This window comes from Nocardia testacea NBRC 100365 (assembly GCF_000308775.1).
GTDB lineage: Bacteria > Actinomycetota > Actinomycetes > Mycobacteriales > Mycobacteriaceae > Nocardia > Nocardia testacea.
This window is the reverse complement of sequence record NZ_BAGJ01000062.1, coordinates 1-25,131: the sequence shown is the minus strand read 5'-3', so window position 1 is coordinate 25,131 and position 25,131 is coordinate 1. Positions and strand designations below refer to the sequence as shown.

The following is a 25,131-nucleotide window of genomic DNA, read 5'->3' as shown; positions in this document are numbered from 1 at the left end:
GACGCGGCGGGCGGCGACGCGGCGGGCGGCGACATCGATGATCCCGGAGCGGCGGCCGGCGGCGCCGATGCCGCGACCCCGCCCGGCGACTCCGCCACGAAGACCGGGAAAGCGCGCTATGTCGGCATACCCGTAAACATCAAGCAGTGACCGGCGTCCGCCCCGGTGCCCCGCTGACCGTCGGTATCGATATCGGCGGCACCAATATCCGCGCCTCGGTGGTCGACGCCGCGGGCGAGGTCCTCGACACGGTGCAGTACCCGACCCCGCATTCGGCGGCGGCCCTGGAGACCGCGCTCGATCGCGCGGTCCGCGAACTCGCCGACCGGCACACGCTCGATGCCGTCGGGCTGGCCGTCGCCGGGTTCATCTCCCAGGATCGCACCACGGTGCGGTTCGCTCCGCATCTGCCGTGGCGGGACGCGCCCGTGGCGAAACGGCTCTCCGACCGCCTCGGCCTGCCCGTCCTTCTCGAACACGATGCCAACGCGGCGATGTGGGCCGAGTACCGGTTCGGCGCCGCCGCTGGCGGGCACAACGTGGTGCTGGTGGCTATCGGCACGGGAATCGGCGCCGCGCTCCTGCTCGACGGCACCCTGTACCGGGGCACGCACGGTGTGGCTCCCGAACTCGGGCATCTGCAGGTGGTCCCCGGCGGGCGCGACTGCGGGTGCGGGAAACGGGGCTGCTGGGAGCGCTACTGCAGCGGCACCGCCCTCGCCGAAACCGCTATCGAAATGCTGGCCACCGAAACCGCGCCCTCGGCGCTGGCCCGGGAGATCGTCGCCGGCCCCGGGGCGGTCACCGGACGCCGCATCGCCGACGCGGCCCACGACGACGACCCGCTCGCGGTCCGGGTGATGGCCGATTTCGCCCGATGGCTCGGGCTGGGACTGGCCTTCGTCGGCGATATCTTCGACCCCGACCTTGTCGTCATCGCCGGTGGCGTGAGCAGTTCGGCGCCGCTGTTCCTCGACGAGGCCCGGGAGGAGTACGCGGCGGCGGTCACCGGCCACGGTCACCGGCCGCTGGCCCGGATCCGTACCACCCAGCTGGGCGAGGCCGCGGGCATGATCGGCGCCGCCGAACTCGCCCGCTCCGCGCTCATCGCCGGCGTCTGAGGTGCGGAACATCCGGTATGCCCGAAAAGGGTCTCGTCACGTTCACGTAACCGAAACGCACTGGTGAAATCTCGGCAGCGAGTGTGAGTGACATTGTTCCCGGGGCTTTGATGTGATCTGTGACCGGCGGTAGAGTCGGCTGGCAGAGGCATTCCCCCAAATTCCATCCCGGTTCTCGGAGTAAGGACGTCATGTTCTACTGGCTGCTTAAGTTTGTGCTGCTGGGTCCGTTCATCCACCTCTACAACCGACCCGAGGTGGAGGGCGTGGAAAACATCCCGGCCGAGGGCGCGGCCATCATGGCGGGGAACCACCTCTCGTTCTCGGACTGGATTTTTGCCCCGCTGGCGAGTCCGCGCCGGATCAACTACCTGGCGAAGGCCGAATACTTCACCACCCCTGGCCTCAAGGGGCGATTCCAGAAGTTCTTCTTCAGCGCCACCGGCCAGTACCCGATCGATCGCAGCGGTGCCGACGCCGCCGAGGACGCGCTCATCGCGGCACGCAAACTGCTCGACGAGGGCCGTCTGGTCGGCCTCTACCCGGAGGGCACCCGCTCCCCCGACGGCCGGTTGTACAAGGGCAAGACGGGGATGGCCCGGCTCGCCCTGGAAACCGGGGTTCCGGTGATCCCGGTCGCGGTGATCGGCACCGACGAGGTGAGCCCGCCCGGACCGTTCCGGTGGCGGCGCCGCAAGGTGACGGTGAAGTTCGGGAAGCCGATCGATTTCTCCCGCTACGAGGGTATGGGCGGTAACCGGTTCGTCGAGCGCGCGGTCACCGACGAGGTCATGTACGAGCTGATGCGGATGTCGGGTCAGGAGTACGTCGACGTCTACGCCTCCAGCTTGAAGAAGAACGTTCCCTCGGGCCCTTCCTCCCATCTCCCGCGTATTCCGGAGTCCGCCGCCAGCTGAGGGCGACGCGTACCATGGTCGAATGACGGTTCGTGCCAAGATCTGCGGTATCCGGTCCCGATCGGACCTGGAAACGGTGGTGACCGCCGGCGCGGATGCCGTCGGATTCATTTGTGGGACGACCCATTACAGCGAAGACGCACTGACCGCCGAGGTGGCCGCGGAGCTTTCCGCGGCCACGCCGTCGTTCGTGAACCGGGTGCTGGTCACCCATCTCGAGGAGGCCGGCGCCATACTCGACCTGGCCGACCGGGTCGGTGTGGACACCATCCAGGTGCACGGCCTGGTCGATCGCGCGACCCTGCGGGCCGTCCACACCGCGGCCCGCGGCCGCACCATTGTGCGGGCGGTGCATGTCACCGGCGCGGAGGCGGTGGCCCGGGCCCGGGAGACCGCGGCGGACGCCGACGCGGTGCTGCTCGATTCCCGGACCGCCGACCGGCTGGGCGGGACCGGCCGGACCCACGATTGGTCGGTCAGTGCCCGGATCGTCCAGGAGCTCGCCCGGATCGGGCGGCCGGTGATCCTGGCCGGGGGTCTGAACGCCGACAATGTGGAGCAGGCGATCGCCGCGGTGCACCCGTTCGGCGTGGATGTGAACAGCGGCGTCGAAACCGAGACCGGCGACAAGGATTTCACGGCCTGCCAGGCCTTCGTCAAGACGGCACACGAAAGCGATCGGGGCCGGCCAGTTCCAGTCCCACCGCGCCGAGTACCAGAGCTCCAGCGAGCAGGGTCGCGGCGGTGATATCCGACCCCACGACCGCCGCCCCGATCAGCGTCGCCACCACCGCCTCGTTGAGCCCCACCAGTCCCGCCACCACTTCGTCGAGGTCCCGCAGCGCCAGCCAGTAGCAGGCGAAACCCGGGCCCAGCAGCGCCGCGCCGATCCCGGCCAGGGCGAGCGCCTCGCCGGGCGTCGGCCCCGCTCCGGTGAGGGCGGCGACCCCGAGCAGGGGGGCGCCCAGCACCGAGGCGGTGAGCAGTTGCAGTCCGGCCGCCGCACCGCTGGGCCGGCCCGCCGACTCCCGCACCACCAGCGTGATCAGTCCGGCCACACAGGCCGCGCTGGCGACCGCGAGGACACAGCCGGCCAGCGCCGGCCCCCACGCGGTCTGCGCCGGTTGATGCACGGCCACCAGCCAGATCGCCGCACCCACGGCCACCAGTTCCACCGTGACGGCGACCGTGATCGCCCGCGCACCCCGCACGACCTGCGTGATGATCATCAGCACCGGCGCGGTGAGGTGCAGCGCCACCACCACGGGCAGCGGACCGATGTGCAGCGCGGCGACGTAGCACACCAGATTCAGCACCTCGAGCACTCCGAGCCGCAAGAACAGGCCCGGTGAGTTCCGCAGATCCTGCCACGGGTCGGTGCCGCGCACCATCGCGAAGGCCAGCAGGGCCACCGCGCCACCGGCCGCGACCGGTGCCGCCGCGAAACCTTCGGCGCCCACCCCGGCGATGCCCGCGCTGGAGGCGCCCCACAGGCTGGTCGCCACCACCAGCAGGGCCAGACCGCGGCCGGTGCTCTTCACGACAGCAGGAAGGTGACCACCGGCAGGATGACCGCCGTGAACGCCGCGAACACCGCCGCCGCGGTCCGTGCCTTGGGCACCGACGGCAGCCGGGTGGCGATCCCGGTGTAGGTGCCGAGGGCCACGAACAACGTTCCCCACACGACCAGTGACCGGCTCACCACGACACCGAGTTCGTCGGCGAACAGCACGGCCAGCACCGCGATGGTGACTCCGGCGGGCAGCGCCGCGGCGAGGGTCATCGCACCGGCGTAGTTGTTCATCAGCACGACGGTCCCCTGGTACCCCACCACCTCCTGCGCGTCCCTGGGGTGCACGCCCTGCTCCCGGCAGATCATGTCGAACACCGTGGCGGGGTTGACCCGCTCGTTGACCATGCGGCGCACCGCGGTCATCGCCTCCAGTCCCTGCACCGTCGCGTAGGAGGTCACGAAACCTTCGGTGGAGGTACGGAACCCGCCCCGGGCCGCCGACAGTTCCTGGGTCTCCTGTAGTTCCAGCAGCTCCACCAGACCGTGGCGCACCCCGGGATCGAAAACCGTCCGCTCGTCGGCGGTGACCACCGCGCATACCGCGAGATGCAGGCTCAGATGCCGCCAGGTGTCGGCGACCTCACCGCGGCGGAACGGTTCCTCCTCCACGCGTGCCTCGCCGCGCCGCAGTCCGGCCAGCATGCGCTCGACGGTCAGTGCCCGGACCCGGTCGACCCGTTTCCCGCCCACCACGGCGATCTCCGGCCGCGACAGCAGCAGCGCGGCGTGCGCGCAGGCGTACATCGGCTGTATTCGCGGATCATCCTCCAGCAGCAGCGTTACCACCAGAGAGGTGCCGTGCAGCAATGCCTCGGCGGCCGATTCGTCGGCGGTGGCCAGATCCGCGAGTGCGTGCAGCGCGGCGGTGGTGGCGGTCAGCGAGACCGGGCCCACCGGGCCGGACAGGCGCCAGCCCTTGGTCTGCGGGTCACGTGCGGCCTGTAGTCCCCGTAGACAACCCACCACGGCCGGATCGGTGGGCGCGACACCCAGGCAGCTCAGCGCTCGCAGCCGCCACGACAGGTCGATCGGCGACCGGAATTCCCAGGCCCCGCTGTCGGTGTCCACCACATCGCGCCGCACCAGGGTGCGCACCTCGTCGGCTCGCGGCACCGGACGGCCCGCGGCGGTGAGCGCGACCACCGCCTCGGCGGTGTTCTGCGGATTCGGCGGAACATCGGAGACCCAGCCCCAGCCGGCGCCGCCGTGCCGGTCACCGAGCTGACCCCGATACAGCCAGTCCACCGCCCAGCCGATCCGCTGATCGATATTGGACACGCCGACCTCCCTCCCGCCCATCGAGCCGTATTCCGCAGGCGCTCAAGGACTTCGATCACCCTACCGCCCGCGCAGCGCGCGGACGGGCCTTTACGTCTACGCTGTGGATCCGAGGCACGGCGGTGGGAGTACGTGCGGGCGGGCCCGGAGGGAGATTTCGATGTTCAAGACGCTGCTGGGTGCGCTGGGCGCGCAGACCGCCGAGGTGGAGACCGAATTGTCCACGCCCGGGGTACAACCCGGGCAGGCCGTGCACGGGGCCATCCGGATGCGCTGTCACGATCGGCCGATCCGGGTGAAGGGCGTCGCGGTGGAGTTGATCACCCGGGCCGAACGCGAGTACGAGGACGGCGAAGCGCTGCTGGACATGGCTTTCGCCCGGCAGCCGGTGTTCGGCCCGTTCGAACTGCTGCCCGGGTATCCACTGGAGGGCCGGTTCGAACTGCTCACTCCGTGGGAGACACCCATCACCTTCTACAACGGCCGCCATCTGCACGGAACCGCCGTAGCCGTCCGCACCCGGGTGGATGTGGACGGCGGCTTCGACGCCACCGATACCGACCCCATCGGTGTGGGTGCGCTGCCGCCCCAGCATGTGGTGCTGGCGGCGGTGGAAGCCTGGGGGTTCGGCCTGCGGCACGCCGATGTGGAAGCCGGCCGGGTGGACCGGATCCCGCATTCGCTGCCGTTCTTCCAGGAGATCGAATTCGGCCCGTCACCGCGCTTCCCGCGCCTGAACCAGCTCGAAGTGACCTTCCTGGCCGACCGGCACGGCATGTACGTGGTCATCGAAGCCGACAAACGCGCCGCGCTCTTCGCGCCCGGCCGCGATGTCATGGACATGATCCGCGTCGATTTCGCCACCTTCGAGCAGGTGGACTGGGTCGAAGTGATCGGCCGGCGACTCCACGCCCTGGCATGAGCCACCCCGCCGAACAACCTCCCCGCCTCGGCCACCTCGCATTACAGTTCGCAGCCCGAGCCTCTGACGACTTCGACGCCGCTTCGTCGTTCTCGTCCCGTAGCCGGGCGGCTGCGTGGTGGCGGACCTGACAAGCGCCCCCCAAAACGCCGCCCCGATGCCGAGTTCGGCGAGGCCCACAAAGAGTCGAGGCCCGTCCCGCCGACAGCAGCCACCGGGCCCCGCAGCACCGGCAACCCACGCCGCCCGGTGCCGAGTTCGGCGAGGCCCACAAAGGGTCGAGGCCCGTCCCGCCGTTCAGGCCTCGAAAGCGCCCGCGCGAAGCGCAAGTCTCGAGGCCTGAACGGCGGGACCTTCGGGGGCCCTCGACCCACGCGGCGCCGAAGGCGCCGCAAATAAACACAGCAAAACCCAGTATCGCCACGGCAGCCCAGCTGTGGTTAGCTTTCGGCCATGAGCACGCCGCACATCGTTTCTCCTACCGAGTATCTGCCTCGCGACACCGCGGATGTCGTTCGCACCGTGCGGAATTCCCGGGACCGCTCCAGGCCGCTCACCGTTCACGGGGGCGATCCCGCCACCGACGGTCTCACCCTCCCCGACCAGCAGACCGTGGTGTCGCTGCGCCGCATGAACGCGATCGTCGATCTGAATCTCGGCCGCCGCACGGTGCGGGTCCAGGCGGGCGCCCGGCTGTCCGATATCGACCGGCGGCTCGGCGCGCACGGTCTGGGGCTTCCGGTGGTCGGCGACCATCGGGACATCACCGCGGGCGGGTTCGCCTCGGTGGGCGGGGTGAGCACCGCGTCGCACCGGCACGGCCTGTTCATCGATCAGATCGTCGATCTCGAGTACGTCGATACCGACGGCCGGATCGGCACCTGCGGGCGTACCCACCACACCGAGCGGTTCCATCGCATCCTGGGCGCCGGCGGCCGGGCGGGCATCATCACCGCGCTCACCCTCGACACCGTGCAGGTCGACAAGGACAACACCTGGCTGTCCACCGATTCGCACCGCTTCCTGGATTTCGACAGTTTCGTCGAATACGCCTATACCGAGGTCACCCGCCCGCGGGACGCGGTGCTGCAGGTGGGCCGCTGGGTGGATACCGCCCCGCTGAAGGTGTCCCGCCCGGTGATCGCGGGTCAGGTGCAGCTCGGTACGGTACGGTTCGGCCAGTGGTCGAGCCTCTACCCCACCGCGCCCACCCGCTCCCTGCGGGCCCGCCGTGAGGTCGGCAGCCGGGCCCGGAAATCGCTGGGCGCCATCGCCTCGGCGACCCCCGGCAAGGCCGGTATGCCGGTCCGCAACGCCGCCGCGGGCGCCGTGATGTTCACCCCCAAGATCCTGACCCTGCGCGACGCCGAGTACCTCGCCGATACGGTGATCAGTTCCTCCGAGCGCGGCCCGGCCTACCGGGTGGGCGTATTCGCCCCGCTGTCCAACTACACCTCGGTGTTCTACCGGCTGCACGATCTGTTCAACGGTCACCGGGAGCGCACCGGCTGCTTCACCGTCATCTCGGCGATGACCTACGGGGTGCGCTCGCCGTACCTCCGGGCCGAATCCGCCGCCAACAATCTGCCGGCCACCGACCACGGCCTGATCACCTTCACCTGCCGGCTCCGCCCGCACGCCCTGCCGTCGGAGCAGCTGCGCGATATCGTGACCGGTATCGAGGAGATCTGCCACTCGGAGAACAGCATGCGCTACGAATCCGTCGACTGAGCTGTGTCTATTTGCGCGCCTCCGGCGCGCGGGTCGGGGCCCTGTGACCCCGATTCTTCCCTCCTGCGCTCAGTCGCTGCGCTCCTTCGCTCCGTCGGTCCAGAATCGGGGGCGGGCCCCGACCATGGAGGTAGACCGTCCGGAGAACGAAGAAGATGCATGCTGTCCATGCGCCTCGACCGGCCCAGGAGGCTCACGACACTGTGGTGCTCAAATGGTCACCGGTCTCTGGACTGTTGACTGCACACGCCCCAGAACCGGGCGGGACCGGCCATGGACGCTGACCACCCGGAGTAGGCGGCAGGTGTTGCGGGCGTCGGCCCGGCCGGGCTCGGGCGGGCCGGCAGCACCATCATGCTCACCGTTCGTCGCTCTACGAACGGCAGACGCCCCGGCCGCGTACCTCGCCCCTGCGGGTGACGCCTCAGGGTTTGCCGACGTACGTCTCGGTCGACGTGGGCGGGCTCACTTCACCGTGAGTGCTGAAGGGTCGCCGATCTATGGGACGGCCAACCGCACATCGCCGGAGACCGCCATCCACGAGGTGAGAAAAACCCCGCTGCCAGAAGGTCAGCGGGGTTCGGCTCGTACGATAAGCGGCGCCGAAAGCGCCGTTGCACCGGCTCAGTGCTTCTCGGGGCCCAGGTAGTACTCGAAGACCAAACCGCCGGCGGCGGTCAGGACCAGGATGACACCGAGGGCGAGCAGCCACGGCTCGAAGAAGGCGAAGCCCAGGGCGGTCACCGAGGCGGCGCCGGCCAGCAGGATGGGCCAGAAGCTACCGGGCGAGAAGAAGCCCAGGTCGCCGGCGCCGTCCACGATCTCCGCGTCCTCGTAGTCCTCCGGGCGCAGGTCGAGCCGGCGGGCGACGAAGCGGAAATAGGTGCCGATGATCAGCGACAGACCGGCGGTCAGCACGATCGCCGTGGTGCCGGCCCATTCGATACCGGTCCGCGACTGGGCGGTGAAGAAGCCGTAGATGACGCCCACGAGAATGAAGAACACCGTGAGCAGTTCGAACAGCCGTGCTTCGATCCTCATCTCAGATCAGTCCTCACTTGCTTTCGGTGGTGTCGGTCTTGACCGTGCGATCGGTGTTGAACGGCTGGGTCGAGGTGGCCACCGGCGACTCGCCGATGGACTCGAGCGCGGCAGCATTGGTCATACCCGATTCCCGCGCCTGGATGTAGCGCTGGAACTTGTCCGGGGAGACCGCCCGGACCTCGAAGTTCATCATCGAGTGGAACGTGCCGCACATTTCCGCGCAGCGGCCCACGAAGGCGCCCTCCCGGTCGATCTCGCTGATCTGGAAGACATTGTCGGAGTTGTTCTCTTTCGGGTTCGGCATGACGTCCCGCTTGAAGAGGAACTCCGGAACCCAGAACGCGTGGATGACGTCCGCGGCGGCCAGCTGGAACTCGATCACCTTGCCGGTGGGGAGCACCAGGACGGGGACCTCGCTGCTGCTGCCGATCGTTTCGATCTTGTTGTAGTGCAGGAAGGAGAGGATGTCGTTCTCGGGACGGCCGTGCACCGGGCCGGGCTGCGGATGGCCCTCTTCGTTGGTGCGGTCGGCGTACTCCTTCAGCTGCTGCTGGTTGGCGTCCTCACGCACGGTGTCGACACCGTTGTAGGTGAAGCCGTTCTTCAGATCGACCTCGCGGTAGCCGAACTTCCAGTTCCACTGGAACGCGGTGACGTCGACGACCACATCCGGGTTGTCGACCTTCTCGTGCACGTAGTTCTGCACGACCACGGTGAAGTAGAACAGCACCGCGATGATGACGAACGGAATCGCGGTGTAGGTCAGTTCGAGCGGCACGTTGTAGCCGGTCTGCCGGGGGAATTCCGGCGAATTCTTCTTCTTGCGATGGAAGACCACGGTCCAGAAGGTCAGGCCCCAGACCAGCACACCCATGATGAGGGCGGCGACCACCGACCAGGTCCACAGTTCCCGCATCCGGTGCGCCTGCGGGGTGACACCCGAGGGCCAGCCGAACCGCAACCACACATTGTCGATCGAGCAGCCGGAAACGAGCATGGTGGTGATCCCGAGGGATACCGCCAGCCCGGCCCGCCGCAGGACACGACCCCGCCGCCGGGCAGGCCGTGCCCCGATCTCGTCGCTCGCCTTGTGCGCCACGCTCAACGCCTTCCTGGTCGCCACACATTCCGACACCGCATCCCCGGGCGGGACTCGCCGCCGGGGATACTGACAAACAGCTCGTTCGGGCTTCCCGGGCGGCTCCGCGCACCGCGCGGCACCACCCGGAACAGTCCGAGTACTACGCAGCGTAGACCAAACACGCGCCCGGTACGCCGTCGGGTCGGCTTCGACACTCCGGACGGTGGCGGACCGGCCGGACGGAGGTGTATCGCACGGGGAATCGATGCGTGCGGCATACTCGGACACTAGATTTCGCCCGCCGCGCCGGCTCCCCCGGGCGCGGATCCCCGACCAGTGGAAACGAGGTTAGCGCCGCAGTGTGTGGACTGCTCGGATTTCTGACATCCGATACCGCAGCGCCGGAAACGGTGCAGCGGGTATACGACGCGCTGCACTGTGTGCGGCACCGCGGGCCGGACGAGCGCGGCACCTGGCACGACGACCAGCTGATCTTCGGTTTCAACCGGTTGTCGATCATCGATATCGAACATTCGCACCAGCCGCTGCGCTGGGGCCCGGCCGATGACCGGCAGCGGTACGCGCTGACCTTCAACGGCGAGATCTACAACTACCTCGAATTGCGCGAAGAACTGGCCCGTGAGCACGGGGCCGAATTCGGCGACGAGCCCATGTTCGCCACCGAGGGCGACGGTGAGGCCATCGTCGCGGCGTTCCACTACTGGGGCCCGGAGGCGGTCCGGCGGCTGCGCGGCATGTTCGGCTTCGCGATCTGGGACACCCGCACCCGGGAGCTGTTCCTCGCGCGCGACCCGTTCGGTATCAAACCGCTGTTCCTGGCCACCGGCCCGGGCGGTACGGCGTTCGGCAGCGAGAAGAAGAGCCTGCTGGAACTGCTGCCCGATCTCGGCCTGGACGAATCCCTCGACCACCGGGCGCTCGAGCACTACACGGTGCTGCAGTACGTCCCGGAGCCGGAGACGCTGCACGCCGGTATCCGCAGGCTGGAGTCGGGCAGCTACGCGGTGGTCCGCCCGGGCACCCAGCCGGAGATCACCCGCTATTTCGTCCCCGGATTCGGCGTACGGCCCTTCGCCGCGGGCTCCGAACAGACCCGGTACCGGGAGATCGCCGCGGCGCTCGAGGATTCGGTCGCCAAACATATGCGCGCCGATGTCACCGTCGGTTCCTTCCTCTCCGGCGGTATCGACTCCACGGCCATCGCGGCGCTGGCGATGCGGCACAATCCGAAGCTGATCACGTTCACCACCGGGTTCGAGCGGGAGGGCTATTCCGAGGTCGACGTGGCCGCGGAGAGCGCGGCCGCGATCGGTGCCCGCCATATCGTGAAGGTCGTCTCCCCGGCGGAGTTCGCCGCCGCCATCCCGGAGATCGTCTGGTACCTCGACGACCCGGTGGCCGATCCGGCGCTGGTGCCGCTGTACTTCGTCGCGAAAGAAGCGCGCAAGCACGTCAAGGTGGTGCTCTCCGGCGAAGGCGCCGACGAGCTGTTCGGTGGCTACACCATCTATCGCGAGCCGCTCTCGCTGGCCCCGTTCGAGAAACTGCCTCGCGGCCTGCGCCGGCTGGCCGGCAAGGTCTCCGATCTGATCCCGGACGGCACCCGCGGCAAGAGTCTGCTGCACCGGGGTTCGCTGCCGCTCGAACAGCGGTACTACGGCAATGCGCGCAGTTTCAGCGACGCCCAGCTGCGGTCGGTACTGCGGGAGTTCCGCCCGGAGTGGACCCATCAGGACGTCACCGCCGCGATCTACGACCGGTCGGCCGGCTGGGACCCGGTCGCGCGGATGCAGCATCTGGACCTGTTCACCTGGTTGCGGGGCGACATCCTGGTCAAGGCCGACAAGATGACCATGGCGAACTCGCTGGAACTGCGGGTGCCGTTCCTGGACTCCGAGGTCTTCCGGGTGGCCGAGCAGATCCCGCTCGAGCAGAAGATCACCAAGGACACCACGAAGTACGCCCTGCGACAGGCGCTCGAGGGCATCGTGCCCGGTCATGTGCTGCACCGCGCGAAGCTGGGGTTCCCGGTACCGCTGCGGCACTGGCTGCGCGGGACCGAACTCTACGACTGGGCGCGGCAGCAGATCACCGAATCACAGACCGATCATCTGCTGGACAAGGCCGCCGTCACCGCCATGCTCGACGCGCACCGGGCCGGGGATTCCGATCACAGCCGCCGCCTGTGGACCCTGCTGGTGTTCATGATCTGGCACGGGATCTTCGTGGAGGAGCGGATCAAGCCGGAGATCGCCGAACCCACCTATCCGGTCCAGGTCTAGCCCGCGGACACCGAGGGCCCCGCTCATCGAGCCGAGCGGGGCCCTCGTTCGTTCGCCGGTGCGAACGTTCAGCGCAACAGCGGCTCGATCTCGGCCGCAGCGTCCGCGCCGTATGCTTCGCCGAGCCGTTTGAGCGCGGCGTCGGGGTCCAGGGCCCATTCCTGCGTGCCCACGGTCTCCAGCACGAGCACCGCGACCAGCGAGCCGAGTTGCGCCGCGCGTTCGAGGCTCAGGCCGGCGGTGTGGGCGGTGAGGAAACCGGCCCGGAACGCGTCACCGACGCCGGTGGGATCCACCTTGGCGTTCTCCGGCACGGCCTCCACGCGCACCTGGCTGCCGTCGGTGTCGACCACCAGCACGCCGTCCTTGCCGAGGGTGGTGACCCGCACCCCCACCCGGCCGGCGATCTCGTCCTCGGTGAGGCCGGTCTTCTGCTTGAGCAGGCCCCATTCGTACTCGTTGGTGAACAGGTACGCGCTGCCCTCGATGAGCTGGACCGCCTGGTCACCGTCCAGGCGAGCCAGCTGCTGGGACGGATCGGCGGCGAAGGGCACGCCCAGTTCCCGGCATTCGGCGGTATGCCGCAGCATCGCCTCGGGATCGTTCGCGCCGACCAGGACCAGATCGAGCTTCCGTTCCTCGGCCAGCGCCGTGAGCGAGATATCGCCCGCTTCGCTCATCGCGCCGGGATAGAACGAGGCGATCTGGGCCATGTCCTCGTCGGTGGTGCAGACGAACCGGGCGGTATGCGCGGACTCGGACACCCGGACGACCGAGCAGTCGACACCGTGGGACTCCAGCCACTGCCGGTACTCGTCGAAATCGCGCCCCACCGAACCGATGAGCAGCGGTGACTGCTTCAGCAGGCCCATGGCGTAGGCGATGTTGCCGGCGACTCCGCCACGGCGGATCACCAGATCGTCGACGAGGAAACTCAGCGAGACATGCTCGAGCTGATCGGGCAGCAGCACATCGGCGAATCGGCCGGAGAAACGCATGAGGTGGTCGGTCGCGATGGATGCGGATACAGCTATGGACACGTAGGTCGGCCCCTTCGGAATCAGCGCGAACAAGAAAGTGAACGGGGCTTTGCCCCCTGGGTTCACCGTATCAATTCGCCGGGGCTACGACTACGTGTCGTAACCGGCCTCGTGACACGTAATGGTCACGTAACCCGGATGTATCCAGAATGCCGGGCCGGCGCTGTCACCGGCCCGGAAACACTCAGTTGAAGGAGTCGCCGCAGGCGCAGGAGCCGGTGGCGTTGGGGTTGTCGATGGTGAAGCCCTGCTTCTCGATCGTGTCGACGAAGTCGATCGCCGCGCCCTGGACGTACGGTGCGCTCATCCGGTCGACGGTCAGGGTGACGCCGCCGAATTCGGCGGTCAGGTCGCCGTCGAGGGTGCGATCGTCGAAGAAGAGCTGGTAACGCAGACCCGCGCAGCCGCCCGGCTGCACCGCGATCCGCAGCGCGAGGTCGTCCCGGCCCTCCTGATCGAGCAGTGCCTTGGCCTTGCTCGCGGCAGCATCGGTCAGCTGCACACCGTGGGTGGTGGTGGCGGTGTCGTTCTGCACACTCATGAACTCTCCTATGGACAGCGTGGTCGGTCCGTGAACAGCGCACGGTTCCGGGTGTCACAACACCCTCGGACGGGCTGCTATTCCCCATCTTGCCATCTCCGGGGCCCGCGGCCACACCACCCGTACCGTACTGGGCCCGGCGTCCGGGTGAGCCGGGCCGCGGCCGGCCCGCCGGGTGACCGGCCGCACCCCGGCCACCGCCCCGTTCACTGTCCGGGTGGGTGACCGATTAGCCTGGTTACCGTGAAGTTGTTCCGACGCGGTGAGCCCAGCGGTACCGATGCGCCCGCTGACGGCTCGCGGGCCGCGACCGCCACCGCGAGCGCCACCGAGGCCGACGCGGCCCCGGCCAAGGCCGCGCCCACGGCAGGCAAGGGCCGGCCCACCCCGAGTCGGCGCGAAGCCGAGGGCAGGCGCCGCGGCCCGGTCGCCCCGCCCCCCATGACATCGAAGGAAGCACGCGCTCGCCGCAAGGAGACGCGCGGCTCCAAGGAGGACCGCAAGGCGGCCTCCGCCGAGCGGCGCGCCGCCGCCCAGGACCGTCGTGCCCGGATGCTGGCGGGCGAGGACAAATACCTACTGCCCCGTGATCAGGGGCCGGTACGCGCGTTCGTGCGCGATATCGTCGACGGCCGCCGCAATCTGGTCGGCCTGTTCATGCCGATGGCGCTGCTGCTGATCCTGTCCATGTTCGCGGCTCCCGCGTGGCAGTCGATCATCACACTGGCCATGCTGGTCATGATGGTGTTCATGATGGCCGAGGGTTTCCTGCTGGGCCGGATCGTCAACCGCCGGGTGCGGGAACGTTTCCCGAAGTCCACCGATACCGGGTTCCGCCTCGGGTGGTACGCGTTCGTCCGCGCCTCCCAGCTGCGCAAGATGCGCGCGCCCAAGCCGCGGGTCTCCCCCGGCGACGCGATCTGATCCACGGGTGCCCGGCTCCGTTGCTGGACAGCGCACCCTGGTACTCGGGGGTGCGCGCTCGGGCAAATCGGCGTTCGCCGAAGCCCTCGTCACCGGCGGCGCGGTGCGCTATCTGGCCACCGCCGTCCCCGACCCCGCGGATACCGATTTCGCCGCCCGGATCGCCGCGCACCGGGACCGCCGGCCCCCCGGCTGGACGGTGATCGAGGCCGCCGACCCGGCGGCCGAACTGCGCACCGCTCATTCCGGCGCCACGCTGGTCGACGATATCGGCACCTGGCTGACCGCCCGGCTCGACGCCCGTGCCGCCTGGGATGCTCCACGCGGCACGATCGTCCCGGAGACCGAAGGTCTGCTGGACGCGGTCGCCGGCTATCGCGACCGGCTGGTGCTGGTCACCCCGGAGGTCGGTCTCGGCGTGATTCCCGCGACCCGCTCGGGGCGGTTGTTCCGCGACGAGATCGGCACGCTGAATCAGCGGCTGGCCCAGGTCTGTGACGAGGCTTTTCTCGTGGTCGCCGGGCTTCCGCTGCGGCTGAAATGATCCCGAGGGCGGATATCTTTCGCCCTCGGGCACCTGGCCTGTCCGCTGCTCCCTTGTCGGAGCCAGGTGCTTGAATCGTGCGGTGCAGACCATGCCACGCGCCGACATCTGGGCGGCGATCCACCGGGAACGGGCCGCTCTGGCCGACGAACTCGCCGGCCTCACCCCCGCGCAGTGGTCGGCGCCCTCCTTGTGCGGGCAGTGGTCGGTGCGGGAGGTCGTCGCCCATCTCACCGCGGCCGCCGGCACCGGGCGCCTGCGCTGGATCCGCAGCATGATCGGCGCCCGCTTCGACGCCGACCTGCACAATCAGCGCCGCCTACGGGAACATCTGGGAGCCGGCCCGGCCGAGACACTCGAGCTGTTCCGCGCGGCGGTCCCGAACACCACGGCGCCGTCCGGGCACACGGCGGCATGGCTCGGTGAAATCGTGGTGCACGGCACCGATATCCGGTACCCGCTGGGACTGACCGGATCCCCATCGCCCGCTTCGGTGACCGAGGTCGCGCGTTTCTTCGCCGCCCGCGATTTCACGGTCTCCGGCCGCACCGCCACCGCGGGCCTGCACCTACAGGCCACCGACGGGCCGTTCGAGACCGGCACCGGCCCGTCGGTGCGGGGCAGCACGCTCGCGCTGGTCATGGCGATGGCCGGGCGCACCGAATACTGTGCCGAACTCAGCGGCCCCGGAGCGGCCACCCTACGGGATCGAACAGAAGCCCGACGCCGCCCCGACCTGCCCGGACCACCGCAGCCTGCCCCGGGCAGGTGATGGTCGACCGGGTACCGCACGGTGGTCCCCACGCACCGGGCAATATTGTCCGGGAGGTGGACACGCCCGCCGGACCCGATCCGGCTCGGTGTCGCCGCGACAGCACCGATCGGAAGGCTCGAACAGTGACAGAGGGATTCGCACCCGTTGCCCCGCCGGATGCCGGTGCCCGCGCGGCCGCCGAGCAGCGGCAGGCGTCGCTGACCAAACCGCCGGGGTCGCTGGGACGGCTGGAAGAGCTCGGCAACTGGGTGGCGGCCTGCCAGGGTGTATGTCCGCCGAAGCAGTTCGAGCAGGCACGTGTGGTGGTGTTCGCCGGTGACCACGGGGTCGCGCGGCACGGCGTCTCGGCGTTTCCCAGTGAGGTCACCGCGCAGATGGTCGCCAACTTCCGGGCGGGCGGCGCCGCGGTGAACGCGCTGGCCGGGATCGCCGGGGCCACCGTGCGGGTGGTGGATATCGCGGTGGACGCCGATACCGATCCCACGGTGAGCGCGCACAAGGTGCGCCGGTCCAGTGGCGCGATCGACCGCGCGGACGCGCTCACCTCCGACGAGGTGGCCGCCGCGCTCGCCGCCGGTGCCGCCATCGCCGACGAGGAGGTCGACTCCGGAGCCGACCTGCTGATCGCCGGGGATATGGGGATCGGCAACACCACTCCCGCCACCGCGCTCATCGCCACCCTCACCGGTATCGAGCCGGTGCGGGCGGTCGGCCGGGGCACCGGTGTGGACGATCACGGGTGGATGCGCAAGGTGGCCGCCGTCCGTGACGCCATGTGGCGGGCCCGGCCCGTCGCCCGGGACAGTGTCGAACTGCTGCGCGTCGCCGGGGGCGCCGATATCGCCGCCATGACCGGCTTCCTGGCCCGCGCCGCCGCCCGCCGGACCCCGGTACTGCTCGACGGGTTGATCGTCACCGCGGCCGCGCTGATCGCCGAGGACCTGGCGGCCGGCGCGGTGAACTGGTGGGTGGCCGCCCACCGGTCCACCGAGCCCGCGCACAACGAAGCGCTCGGCAAACTCAAACTCACCCCGGTACTGGATCTGGACATGCGGCTCGGGGAGGGTTCCGGCGCACTCACCGCGCTGCCCGTGCTGCGCGCCGCCGTCGCCGTCCTCGCGGAGATGGCGACCTTCGCCGATGCCGGAGTCAGCACCGCCGACGCCGAACCGGCCACCCCGGACCTGCGGAAGTGACCGCCGCGACGAGCCGGGCGCCATGCTGACCGCGCTTCGTCTCACTTTCTCCTGGCTCACGGTGCTGCCGGTGCGCGGGCCGAGCGAGGTGGACCGCCGGGCGGCGAGCCGGGCCATCGCGCTGGCTCCGATCGCCGGGGCCGGGCTCGGGCTGGTGGCGGCGGCGCTGCTGTGGGTACTCGTCCCCACGGGTATCGCCGCCGGGTTCGTCGCCGTCGCGGCCCTGGCATTGCTGACCCGGGGTATGCATCTGGACGGGCTGGCCGACACGTTCGACGGTCTCGGCGTCTACGGGTCGCCCGAACGCGCCCGGGAGGTGATGAAGAGCGGGGGCGCCGGGCCGTTCGGAGTGGCCGCGATCGTGCTGGCCGCCGGCATCCAGGCGGGCGCGTTCACCACGCTGGCGGCCGCCGGGCATTGGGCGGCGATAGTCGCGGCGGTGGCGCTGGGCCGTATCGCGGTGGTCGCCGCCTGTCGCCGCGGAATCGAACCCGCGCCCGGCGCCTGGTTCGGCGCGATGGTCGCCGGCACCCAGTCCCGGCGCACGGTTCTCGGCTGGTCGGCGGCGGGGGCGGTGGCGGCGGCCTTCGCGATACCGGAAACGCCGTGGGCGGGGCCGCTGGTCGCACTGATGGCCCTGGCCGCCGTAACCGGCCTGATCGGCCACGGGGTCCGCCGGATCGGCGGCCTCTCGGGTGATCTCCTGGGCGCGGCGGTGGAACTCACCACCGCACTGGCCGCCCTGGGTTTCGCCCTGGCCGCGAACTCTGTCTGAGCCACCGGTGATCGGTCCGGTCCACAAGGCCCCGCCCGGTCCGACCTCGCCAGGCCTCAATAGTGCGAACGCAGCGTCTCCCCGATCCACCCCGCCCCATAAGGTGGGAGTATGTCAGCCGAGCGCTTCTACTTCCGTCAACTCCTGGCCGGCCGGGATTTCGCCGTCGGCGATCCGATCGCCACGCAGATGCGCAATTTCGCCTACCTGGTCGGTGACCGGGACACCGGTGAATGTGTCGTCGTCGATCCGGCCTACGCGGCCGGCGATCTGGCCGATATCGCCGAGAGCGACGGACTGAAGCTGTCCGGGGTACTGGTCACACACCATCACCCCGACCATATCGGCGGCACCATGATGGGCTTCACCCTGCGCGGCGTACGGGAACTGCTGGAGCAGACCACGGTCCCGGTGCACGTGAACGATCAGGAGAAGACCTGGGTCGCCGAGGTCACCGGTATCGCACCCAGCGAGCTCACCGGCCACGGACACGGCGACAAGCTGAGTGTCGGCGCCTTCCAGGTCGAGTTCTTACACACCCCGGGGCACACCCCCGGCAGCCAGTGCTTCCTCGTCGACGACAAGCTCATCGCCGGTGACACCCTGTTCATCGACGGTTGCGGGCGTACCGATTTCCCCGGCGGCGACTCCGACACCATGTTCCGCAGCCTGCGCTACCTGGCGGATATGCCGATCAATCCGGAGGTCTACCCGGGACACTGGTACTCCCCGGACCCGCATGCCTCCCTGGATACGATCCGCGACAACAACTATGTGCTGCGGCCGCGGTCGCTCGGCGAATGGCACGCTCTCATGCCGGGCTGATCGGCCCGATCCCGGGCACCGGGCTCGCGCTCGGTACCCGGGTGACCTGCGGTTGCCGGCGTCCGGTCAGAGCACCCGCATCCACTGGTGCACATCGGCGAAGGTACCGCGCTGGATACCGGTGAGGGTGTCGCGCAACGCCATGGTCACTTCGCCCGGCTCGCCTCCGCCGATGGTGAATTCGCCGTCGGGCCCGCACACGGAACCGACCGGGGTGATCACGGCCGCGGTGCCGCAGGCGAAAACCTCGGTGATCTCGCCGGATTCCGCCCCGGCCCGCCAGTCGTCGACGGAGATCTTGCGTTCGGTCACCGGATAACCGGAATCCGCGGCCAGGGTCAGCAGCGAATCCCGGGTGATGCCCGGCAGCAGCGACCCGGACAGTTCCGGGGTGACCAGCCGCGCGTCCGAACCGGACCCGTAGACGAAGAACAGGTTGTTGGTGCCCATCTCCTCCACATAGCGGCGTTCGACCGCGTCCAGCCACACCACCTGATCGCAGCCCTTGGCGGTGGCCTCGGCCTGCGCCAGCAGCGAGGCCGCGTAGTTACCGGCCACCTTGGCCTCACCGGTACCGCCGGGCGCGGCCCGCACGTACTCGGTCGACAGCCACACGCGCACCGGTTTCACACCGCGCGGGAAATAGGCGCCGGCCGGGGAGCCGAGCAGCAGGTACTTGTAGGCGGAGGCCGGTTTGACGCCCAGCCCCGATTCGGTGGCGAACATGAACGGCCGCAGGTAGAGCGACTCCTCGCCGCCCGCCGCGGGAACCCACTCCGCGTCGACGTCGAGTAGCTGGCGCACCGATTCGATGAACAGTTCCTCCGGGAGTTCGGCCATCGCCATCCGGCGCGCGGACCGGCGGAACCGGGCCGCGTTGGCGTCGATCCGGAAACAGGCGACCTGCCCGTCCGGCTGGCGGTAGGCCTTGAGCCCTTCGAAAATCGCCTGGCCGTAGTGGAACACCATGGTGGCCGGATCCAGGGTCAGGGCGGCGTAGGGTTCCACGACCGCGTTGGTCCAGCCGTCGGCCTCGGTGTAATCGATGGTGACCATATGGTCGGTGAAATAGCGGCCGAAACCGGGGGCCGACAGAATCTCCTGTACCCGCTGCGCCGGGGTGGGCGCAGGATGAGGGATACGGGCGAACTGTGCAGCAGCGGTCATGACCAGCAGTCTATGTCCTGGGTCCGCGCCGAATCCGCGCTGGGCCGTCTCACGCGCCGGTCCCGCCCGCACCCGCCGGTCACGCTGCCCCTCCGCCCGTCTCAGCTGGTGTGCGCCTCGACGAACGGAGGCCGCACCACTGTGCAGCGCAGCGGCCGTCCACGGACGTCCACCGCCACCTCGGTACCGACCTTCACCACCGGATCCAGCAGCGCCAGCGCGATCCCGGCCTGCTTGGTGGGTGAGAAGGTCCCGGACGTGGTCACCCCGACCTTCGCGCCGTCGAGCAGCACGTCCTGGCTTTCCCGCGGAATCCCACGGTCGAGCGCCGCCAGGCCGAGCAGGGTACGGCGCGGCCCGGCCGCCCGTTCCGCTTCCAGCGCGGCCTTGCCCCAGAAGTCCGGTTTGGCCCAGCCCACCGCCCACGAGGCGCGCGCCTGCACCGGTGTGATCTCGGCGGACAGTTCGTGCCCGTGCAGCGGGTAGCCCATCTCGGTACGCAGGGTGTCGCGGGCGCCGAGCCCGGCGACCTGGCCACCGAGCGCGCGCACCTGCTCCACCAGCGCCCGGAACAGTGCCTCGGCGCCGTCCCAGCGCGGCAGCAGTTCGTAACCGTGTTCACCGGTGTACCCGGTCCGGCACACCCGCACCTGCTGCCCCGACCAGTCCGCGTCGGCGAACGCCATATAGGACAGGTCCACCGGCAGCCCCAGCGCGGTGAGCACCTCCGCCGACCGTGGCCCCTGGACGGCGAAGACACCGTAGGCGCGGTGTTCCCCCGTGACGGTGATGGCCGGCGGCGCGGCCGCCGTCAATTTCTGCACCACCGCGGCGGTATTGGCCGCGTTCGGCACCAGGAAGATCTCGTCGTCGCGCACGAAGTAGGCGATGAGATCGTCGACCACGCCACCGTCGGAGTTGCAGCACAGCGTGTACTGCGCCCGGCCGGGCCCGATGCGGCCCAGGTCGTTGGTGAGCGCGGAGTTCACGAATTCGGCCGCGCCCGCACCGCGCACGGTGGCCTTCCCGAGATGACTCACGTCGAACAAGCCCACCGACTCCCGCACCGCGGTGTGCTCGGCCACGGTGCCCGCGTACGAGACCGGCATCTCCCAGCCGCCGAACGGGGCGAACTTCGCTCCGAGTTCGACATGCACTCCGTGGACAGGGCCCTGTTGCAGCTCGGCGTCACTCACCGGGCGAGCTTAGCCCGGGGCCGGGCGGGGCCGGGCTCGCACCGCGCCGGGTCCGGTCGGCGCCCCCGCGATGGAATCGACGGTCAGGCCTCGAACCACATGGGGATCAGCGTGGGCCCGTCCTCGGGCAGGGTGTGGGTTTCGCCGGTGCGGACGAATCCCTGCCGGGTATAGAGCCGCGACGAGCGTTCGGTGCTGGCCTCCAGGTACGCCGGGAGCCCGGCCGCGCTGAACTGCCGGGTCCGTTCGGTGAGGATGGCCGCGCCCGCACCGCGCCCGCGGAACTCCGGCACCGTGATGATCAGCTCGAGGTAGCTGTGCGGGAACCGGCGCGGGTGCTCCCGGGCCAGCAATTCGGTCACATAGGCCGACCGCTGCAGCGGCCGCACATCCGGTGCCCGCTGCGCGTGGCCCCGCATCGTCTCGGCCTCGGCGATCAGCCGGTCGGCCGAGGTGAGCTTCTGCCAGATCGAGATCGCCCAGATCTCGCCGTCGCCTCCGGCGACCCAGATCTCGTCATCGCGCAGGCCGCGATCGATGATCTGCGGAACCCATTCGTCGAGGAACTGGTCCACCGGGTAGTCGCGCAGGATCCACTCGGTGACCGCCTCGTCCAGGGTTGCCTTCCGGAACGCTTCCGTCAGCGGTTCGAGATCACCCGGTCCGACGCGCCGCACGGTCAGTTCTGTTCCCATACCGCCTCCTGTGAATGGTGTTATCACCAGCGAACTTATGTGCTCCATCAGCGGAAAACCACTATTTCGTCACGGTATTTCGTGTGATGGAATAACGCTGTGACAGCGTGTGCGATCTGCGGTGGAGTCCTGCGGCAACCGGCCCGCGGGCGCCGCCGGCGGTACTGTTCCCGCTCCTGCCAGGCCCGCGCCTACCGGGCCCGGCGCCGGGCACCGGCCGCGCCGCCGCGGCCACGACCCCAGCGGTTGTCGAAACTCACCATCGCCCACGCGGCCGTCGCCCTGGCCGACCGGGTGGGCACCGACGGCCTGACCATGCGCCGCCTGGCCGGCGAGCTGGGGGTGGCCACCGCCGCCCTGTACCGGTATTTCGACGACCGCGAGCAGCTACTCGTCGCCATGACCGATCTCGTACTCGCCGAAACCCCGCCACCACCGCCGCACCTGGCCGGCCGGCGGGCCCGGATCAGGTACGAGGCGCAGCAGGAATGGCAGATCTACCGGCGGCATCCATGGATCCTCACGGTGCTGGCGCGGATCCGCCCGCCGCTGGGGCTCTCCCTGTTCGACACTCTGGAACGGACGCTGAGCGCGCTGGACGCACCCGACATGACCAGGGCCCAGCTCATCTCGACGTATCTGAGTTACTCCGCGCTGGTGCAGGGACTCGCCCTGGTGTGGACAGCCGAACGATCCGACCGGATCGGCGGCCCGGACGCGGCCGCCGCAGTGCCGGCCGCGGTCGCCGCACTCGTCGATCCCGTCGCGCGCCCGGCCCTGTACAAGGCGTTCGGCCCGGCCGGGCCCCCGCCCGACCTCGATTTCGACCAACTGCTCACCGACGCGGTGGACATGCTGCTCGACGGCGTCGCGGTACGCCACGCGTGGTCCACCGAATAGCCTGGGGCCATGACCGCAGTCGCAGATCGTCCGCTCGGACCGGAATTGGCACGTACCCAGACCATCGAACCCGGCACCGATGTCCTCGTCGTCGGCCTCGCCACCACCGATGACGGTCCCGTCCTCGTCCCCGAGGACCTCTTCGGCGATGTGCTCGACACCGAGGTGCGCACCCGGCTGCTCGACCAGCTGACCGCGGTCGGCGCCACAGGCAAAGCCGAACAGCTGGTCCGGATTCCCGCGCCCGCCGGCCTGGACGAGGTCGCCAGTGTGCTGGCCGTGGGGCTCGGCGGCGCCGCGGATATCGATGCCGAGCAGATCCGCCGCAGCGCCGGAGTGGCCGCCCGCTCCCTGACCGGGGTCACCCGCGCGGTCACCACCCTGTCCGGCCTGGATATCGGCGCCGCCGTGGAGGGTTTCTACCTCGGCGCCTATTCCTTCACCGAGTTCCGTTCCGCGAAATCCGCGCCGAAGCCGGAGGCCGCGCCGCCGGCCCGCATCGAACTGCTCGTCCCCGAACCCGAATTCGGCGGCGACGCGCTGCTGCGCGCCCAGCTCATCGCCGAAGCCGTGGCCACCGCCCGAGATTTCGTGAACACCCCGCCCAGCCACCTGTACCCGGCCGAATTCGCCCGCCGCACCGCCCTGCTGGCCGAGGGCGCCGGCCTCGAGGTCGAGGTACTCGATGAGAAAGCCCTGGAAGAAGGTGGTTTCGGCGGAGTGCTGGGGGTCGGGAAGGGATCGTCGCGGCCGCCGCGCCTGGTCCGGCTCACCTATCGGGGCGGCGACCGGAAGGTCGCGCTCGTCGGCAAGGGCATCACCTTCGATACCGGCGGTATCTCCATCAAGCCGGCCGCGAACATGGAGAACATGACCTCGGATATGGCCGGGGCGGCCGCGGTCGTGGCGACCACGCTGCTCGCCGCGCGCCTGAGTCTGCCGGTCACCGTGATCGCGACCGTCCCGATGGCGGAGAACATGCCGTCGAGTACCGCCCAGCGGCCCGGTGATGTGCTCACCCAGTACGGCGGCACCACCATCGAGGTCACCAATACCGATGCCGAGGGCCGCCTCATCCTGGCCGACGCCATGGTCCGCGCCGGCGAGGACGACCCGGACTATCTCATCGATGTCGCCACCCTCACCGGCGCCCAGATGGTGGCGCTGGGCACCCGCACCCCGGGCGTGATGGGTACCGACGAATTCCGCGACCGGGTGGCCCGGATCTCCCAGGAGGTCGGCGAACACGGCTGGCCGATGCCGCTGCCCGAGGAGCTGCGTGCCGATCTTGACTCCAAGGTCGCCGATATGGTCAACGCGACGTCGCATCGGTGGGGCGGCATGCTCGTCGCGGGCACATATCTGAAGGAGTTCGTGCCCGAGGGCGTCGAATGGGCCCATATCGATATCGCGGGCCCGGCCTACAACACCGGTGGGCCCTTCGGCTACATCGGCAAGGGTGGCACCGGCGTCCCGGTCCGCACCCTCGTCGCCGTACTGGAGGACATCGCGGCCGAGTAGCGGACCCCTGGTTTGCCGGGCGGCCTTCCGATCGCCCCGGCAACCGGAAGCGGGGGCAGGGGGTCGCGCTGCCGGGTCGCGGCGGCGCGGCCCCGGTGTTTTCGCCGGCGGTCCGGCGTGTACGACCGGCATCCGAGATCCGGAGTCGCCTGCCCGGTTCGCGCCGGTTACCGACGATCCCGTCGCCGGGTCGGCCGCGAGATCCGGCAGTACCCGCGCGCACCGGCGGCTCCGCCCAATTGATCGGTGCCGGCCGGTGCGGTGCCCTCCCGGTTTCGGCGCGGTGAGCGTTCACGGCTCACGCGGCTCACGCTCGGTGGCACGCTTGCGCTCGATCCGCCGGCGCGCGTCGTAATCGCGCATACGCTGCGGATATCCGGTCCGCTCGACGTCGTACACCGGGATCTTCAGATCTCGGGACAGACGCCGGGCGCCGCCCTCGCCGACGACTCGCCGGGTCCATTCACCATCGGCGGCAACCAGCACCACCGTGACATCTGTCACAGTGGTCTTCGGTTCGACGAATCCCTCGACCCCGGTGTGGGTACGCACCCACTCCCGCAGGTAGCGGGTCTCCATGCCCCGACCTCCGGAAACTCCGCTGCGCCTGGGCGTGACGCGACGGAAACGGTCCAGCAAACCCATTGCCGCCGACCTCCTGCCGACCACCCGAATCCCGCCGAATCCGGCGGTGATTCCATGGTGCCGGCTACCAAAATTGGATGCCCTCCGGTAAACGCGTCGCGCGGCGAATGCAAGGATGGTGGACGGAACAACAACCACACGGATCTCCGGCGCCGCGCAGAATGAACGCCGGCTGGAACACCGCCGCGACCCGCGACGGGATCCACCGGAACGAACTGTTGTAGACCCGTCGAGCAGTTAGAGGAGTCAACGGACATGGCCTTCTCCGTCCAGATGCCCGCTCTTGGTGAGAGCGTCACCGAGGGAACGGTGACACGGTGGCTGAAACAGGAAGGAGACACGGTCGAGGTCGACGAGCCGCTGCTCGAGGTCTCCACCGACAAGGTCGACACCGAGATCCCGTCCCNCCGCCGGCGG

The 25,131-nt window shown here is 69.6% G+C and carries 25 protein-coding genes; 15 read left to right on the top strand and 10 right to left on the bottom strand.

Annotated features, from left to right (window positions below; genetic code table 11):
• Positions 1-146 precede the first annotated feature (146 nt).
• The 3 genes from ON38_RS08150 to ON38_RS08140 all read left to right on the top strand — a co-directional run bounded on the left by ON38_RS08150 (position 147) and on the right by ON38_RS08140 (position 2,786).
• Positions 147-1,121, top strand: coding sequence for an ROK family protein (locus ON38_RS08150; protein ID WP_039823691.1), 975 nt, complete (start codon positions 147-149; stop codon positions 1,119-1,121).
• 191 nt (positions 1,122-1,312) lie between these two features.
• Positions 1,313-2,038: a lysophospholipid acyltransferase family protein gene (locus ON38_RS08145; protein ID WP_039823690.1), complete on the top strand. Its 726-nt coding sequence runs from the start codon at positions 1,313-1,315 to the stop codon at positions 2,036-2,038.
• A gap of 22 nt (positions 2,039-2,060) precedes the next feature.
• Positions 2,061-2,786: a phosphoribosylanthranilate isomerase gene (locus ON38_RS08140; RefSeq protein ID WP_051164491.1), complete on the top strand. Its 726-nt coding sequence runs from the start codon at positions 2,061-2,063 to the stop codon at positions 2,784-2,786.
• On the opposite strand, the gene ON38_RS08135 is transcribed toward ON38_RS08140, so the two are convergent.
• Both ON38_RS08135 and ON38_RS08130 read right to left on the bottom strand, forming a co-directional pair.
• The gene (locus ON38_RS08135; protein ID WP_039823688.1) at positions 2,695-3,579 is read right to left on the bottom strand and encodes a DMT family transporter; all 885 of its coding nucleotides are present in this window, start codon (positions 3,577-3,579) and stop codon (positions 2,695-2,697) included. The genes ON38_RS08140 and ON38_RS08135 overlap by 92 nt on opposite strands.
• The gene (locus ON38_RS08130) at positions 3,576-4,889 is read right to left on the bottom strand and encodes a hypothetical protein (protein WP_157181699.1); all 1,314 of its coding nucleotides are present in this window, start codon (positions 4,887-4,889) and stop codon (positions 3,576-3,578) included. The genes ON38_RS08135 and ON38_RS08130 overlap by 4 nt, the downstream gene beginning before the upstream one ends.
• A 160-nt stretch (positions 4,890-5,049) precedes the next feature.
• On the opposite strand from ON38_RS08130, the gene ON38_RS08125 reads away from it, so the two are divergent.
• Both ON38_RS08125 and ON38_RS08120 read left to right on the top strand, forming a co-directional pair.
• Positions 5,050-5,811: a sporulation protein gene (locus tag ON38_RS08125; protein WP_039823684.1), complete on the top strand. Its 762-nt coding sequence runs from the start codon at positions 5,050-5,052 to the stop codon at positions 5,809-5,811.
• Between the two features lie 453 nt (positions 5,812-6,264).
• Positions 6,265-7,542: an FAD-binding oxidoreductase gene (locus tag ON38_RS08120; RefSeq protein ID WP_039823682.1), complete on the top strand. Its 1,278-nt coding sequence runs from the start codon at positions 6,265-6,267 to the stop codon at positions 7,540-7,542.
• Positions 7,543-8,166: 624 nt separating this feature from the next.
• Here the strand turns inward: ON38_RS08120 and ON38_RS08115 are convergent.
• Entirely contained in the window at positions 8,167-8,583 is a 417-nt protein-coding gene (locus ON38_RS08115) for a cytochrome c oxidase subunit 4 (protein WP_039823681.1), read from the bottom strand.
• A 13-nt stretch (positions 8,584-8,596) separates the two neighbouring features.
• The gene (ctaC, locus tag ON38_RS08110; protein WP_083872406.1) at positions 8,597-9,583 is read right to left on the bottom strand and encodes an aa3-type cytochrome oxidase subunit II; all 987 of its coding nucleotides are present in this window, start codon (positions 9,581-9,583) and stop codon (positions 8,597-8,599) included.
• Between the two features lie 443 nt (positions 9,584-10,026).
• Between ctaC and asnB the strand changes: the two genes are divergently transcribed.
• Positions 10,027-11,970 carry an asparagine synthase (glutamine-hydrolyzing) gene (gene asnB, locus ON38_RS08105; RefSeq protein ID WP_039823680.1) on the top strand — a complete coding sequence of 648 codons (1,944 nt, stop codon included), beginning with the start codon at positions 10,027-10,029 and terminating at the stop codon, positions 11,968-11,970.
• Positions 11,971-12,038: 68 nt separating this feature from the next.
• Here the strand turns inward: asnB and ON38_RS08100 are convergent, their stop codons facing one another.
• Together ON38_RS08100 and ON38_RS08095 are read right to left on the bottom strand one after the other, a co-directional pair.
• Positions 12,039-13,010, bottom strand: a complete 972-nt coding sequence (locus tag ON38_RS08100) for a carbohydrate kinase family protein (RefSeq protein ID WP_039823696.1) — start codon at positions 13,008-13,010, stop codon at positions 12,039-12,041.
• Between the two features lie 184 nt (positions 13,011-13,194).
• Positions 13,195-13,551 carry a HesB/IscA family protein gene (locus ON38_RS08095; protein ID WP_039823678.1) on the bottom strand — a complete coding sequence of 119 codons (357 nt, stop codon included), beginning with the start codon at positions 13,549-13,551 and terminating at the stop codon, positions 13,195-13,197.
• A gap of 243 nt (positions 13,552-13,794) precedes the next feature.
• Between ON38_RS08095 and ON38_RS08090 the strand changes: the two genes are divergently transcribed.
• From ON38_RS08090 to ON38_RS08065, 6 genes are all read left to right on the top strand, one after another.
• Positions 13,795-14,475, top strand: a complete 681-nt coding sequence (locus tag ON38_RS08090; RefSeq protein ID WP_039823676.1) for a DUF3043 domain-containing protein — start codon at positions 13,795-13,797, stop codon at positions 14,473-14,475.
• A 7-nt stretch (positions 14,476-14,482) separates the two neighbouring features.
• The gene (locus ON38_RS08085) at positions 14,483-15,019 is read left to right on the top strand and encodes a bifunctional adenosylcobinamide kinase/adenosylcobinamide-phosphate guanylyltransferase (protein WP_039823675.1); all 537 of its coding nucleotides are present in this window, start codon (positions 14,483-14,485) and stop codon (positions 15,017-15,019) included.
• Between the two features lie 91 nt (positions 15,020-15,110).
• On the top strand, positions 15,111-15,791 hold the full coding sequence (locus ON38_RS08080; protein ID WP_051164492.1) for a maleylpyruvate isomerase family mycothiol-dependent enzyme: 681 nt from the start codon (positions 15,111-15,113) through the stop codon (positions 15,789-15,791).
• 125 nt (positions 15,792-15,916) lie between these two features.
• Positions 15,917-16,990, top strand: coding sequence for a nicotinate-nucleotide--dimethylbenzimidazole phosphoribosyltransferase (cobT, locus tag ON38_RS08075; protein ID WP_039823673.1), 1,074 nt, complete (start codon positions 15,917-15,919; stop codon positions 16,988-16,990).
• Between the two features lie 25 nt (positions 16,991-17,015).
• Positions 17,016-17,765 (top strand): adenosylcobinamide-GDP ribazoletransferase, encoded by a 750-nt coding sequence (locus ON38_RS08070; protein WP_373281196.1) that lies wholly within the window; start codon positions 17,016-17,018, stop codon positions 17,763-17,765.
• A 111-nt stretch (positions 17,766-17,876) separates the two neighbouring features.
• On the top strand, positions 17,877-18,590 hold the full coding sequence (locus ON38_RS08065; protein ID WP_039823670.1) for an MBL fold metallo-hydrolase: 714 nt from the start codon (positions 17,877-17,879) through the stop codon (positions 18,588-18,590).
• 66 nt (positions 18,591-18,656) lie between these two features.
• Here ON38_RS08065 and ON38_RS08060 read toward each other — a convergent pair whose 3' ends face one another.
• From ON38_RS08060 to ON38_RS08050, 3 genes are all read right to left on the bottom strand, one after another.
• Positions 18,657-19,757: a branched-chain amino acid aminotransferase gene (locus ON38_RS08060; protein WP_039823669.1), complete on the bottom strand. Its 1,101-nt coding sequence runs from the start codon at positions 19,755-19,757 to the stop codon at positions 18,657-18,659.
• Between the two features lie 101 nt (positions 19,758-19,858).
• Positions 19,859-20,953 (bottom strand): glycine cleavage system aminomethyltransferase GcvT, encoded by a 1,095-nt coding sequence (gene gcvT / locus ON38_RS08055; RefSeq protein ID WP_039823668.1) that lies wholly within the window; start codon positions 20,951-20,953, stop codon positions 19,859-19,861.
• 83 nt (positions 20,954-21,036) lie between these two features.
• Entirely contained in the window at positions 21,037-21,648 is a 612-nt protein-coding gene (locus ON38_RS08050) for a GNAT family N-acetyltransferase (protein ID WP_039823666.1), read from the bottom strand.
• A 99-nt stretch (positions 21,649-21,747) separates the two neighbouring features.
• On the opposite strand from ON38_RS08050, the gene ON38_RS08045 reads away from it, so the two are divergent.
• Entirely contained in the window at positions 21,748-22,548 is an 801-nt protein-coding gene (locus ON38_RS08045; protein WP_051164490.1) for a helix-turn-helix domain-containing protein, read from the top strand.
• A gap of 9 nt (positions 22,549-22,557) precedes the next feature.
• Positions 22,558-24,069 (top strand): leucyl aminopeptidase, encoded by a 1,512-nt coding sequence (locus ON38_RS08040; RefSeq protein ID WP_039823664.1) that lies wholly within the window; start codon positions 22,558-22,560, stop codon positions 24,067-24,069.
• 291 nt (positions 24,070-24,360) lie between these two features.
• Here ON38_RS08040 and ON38_RS08035 read toward each other — a convergent pair whose 3' ends face one another.
• Entirely contained in the window at positions 24,361-24,714 is a 354-nt protein-coding gene (locus tag ON38_RS08035; protein ID WP_039823662.1) for a hypothetical protein, read from the bottom strand.
• 255 nt (positions 24,715-24,969) lie between these two features.
• Between ON38_RS08035 and ON38_RS08030 the strand changes: the two genes are divergently transcribed.
• A partial coding sequence (locus ON38_RS08030) for a biotin/lipoyl-containing protein (protein ID WP_039823692.1) occupies positions 24,970-25,131 on the top strand: 162 nt, incomplete at its 3' end.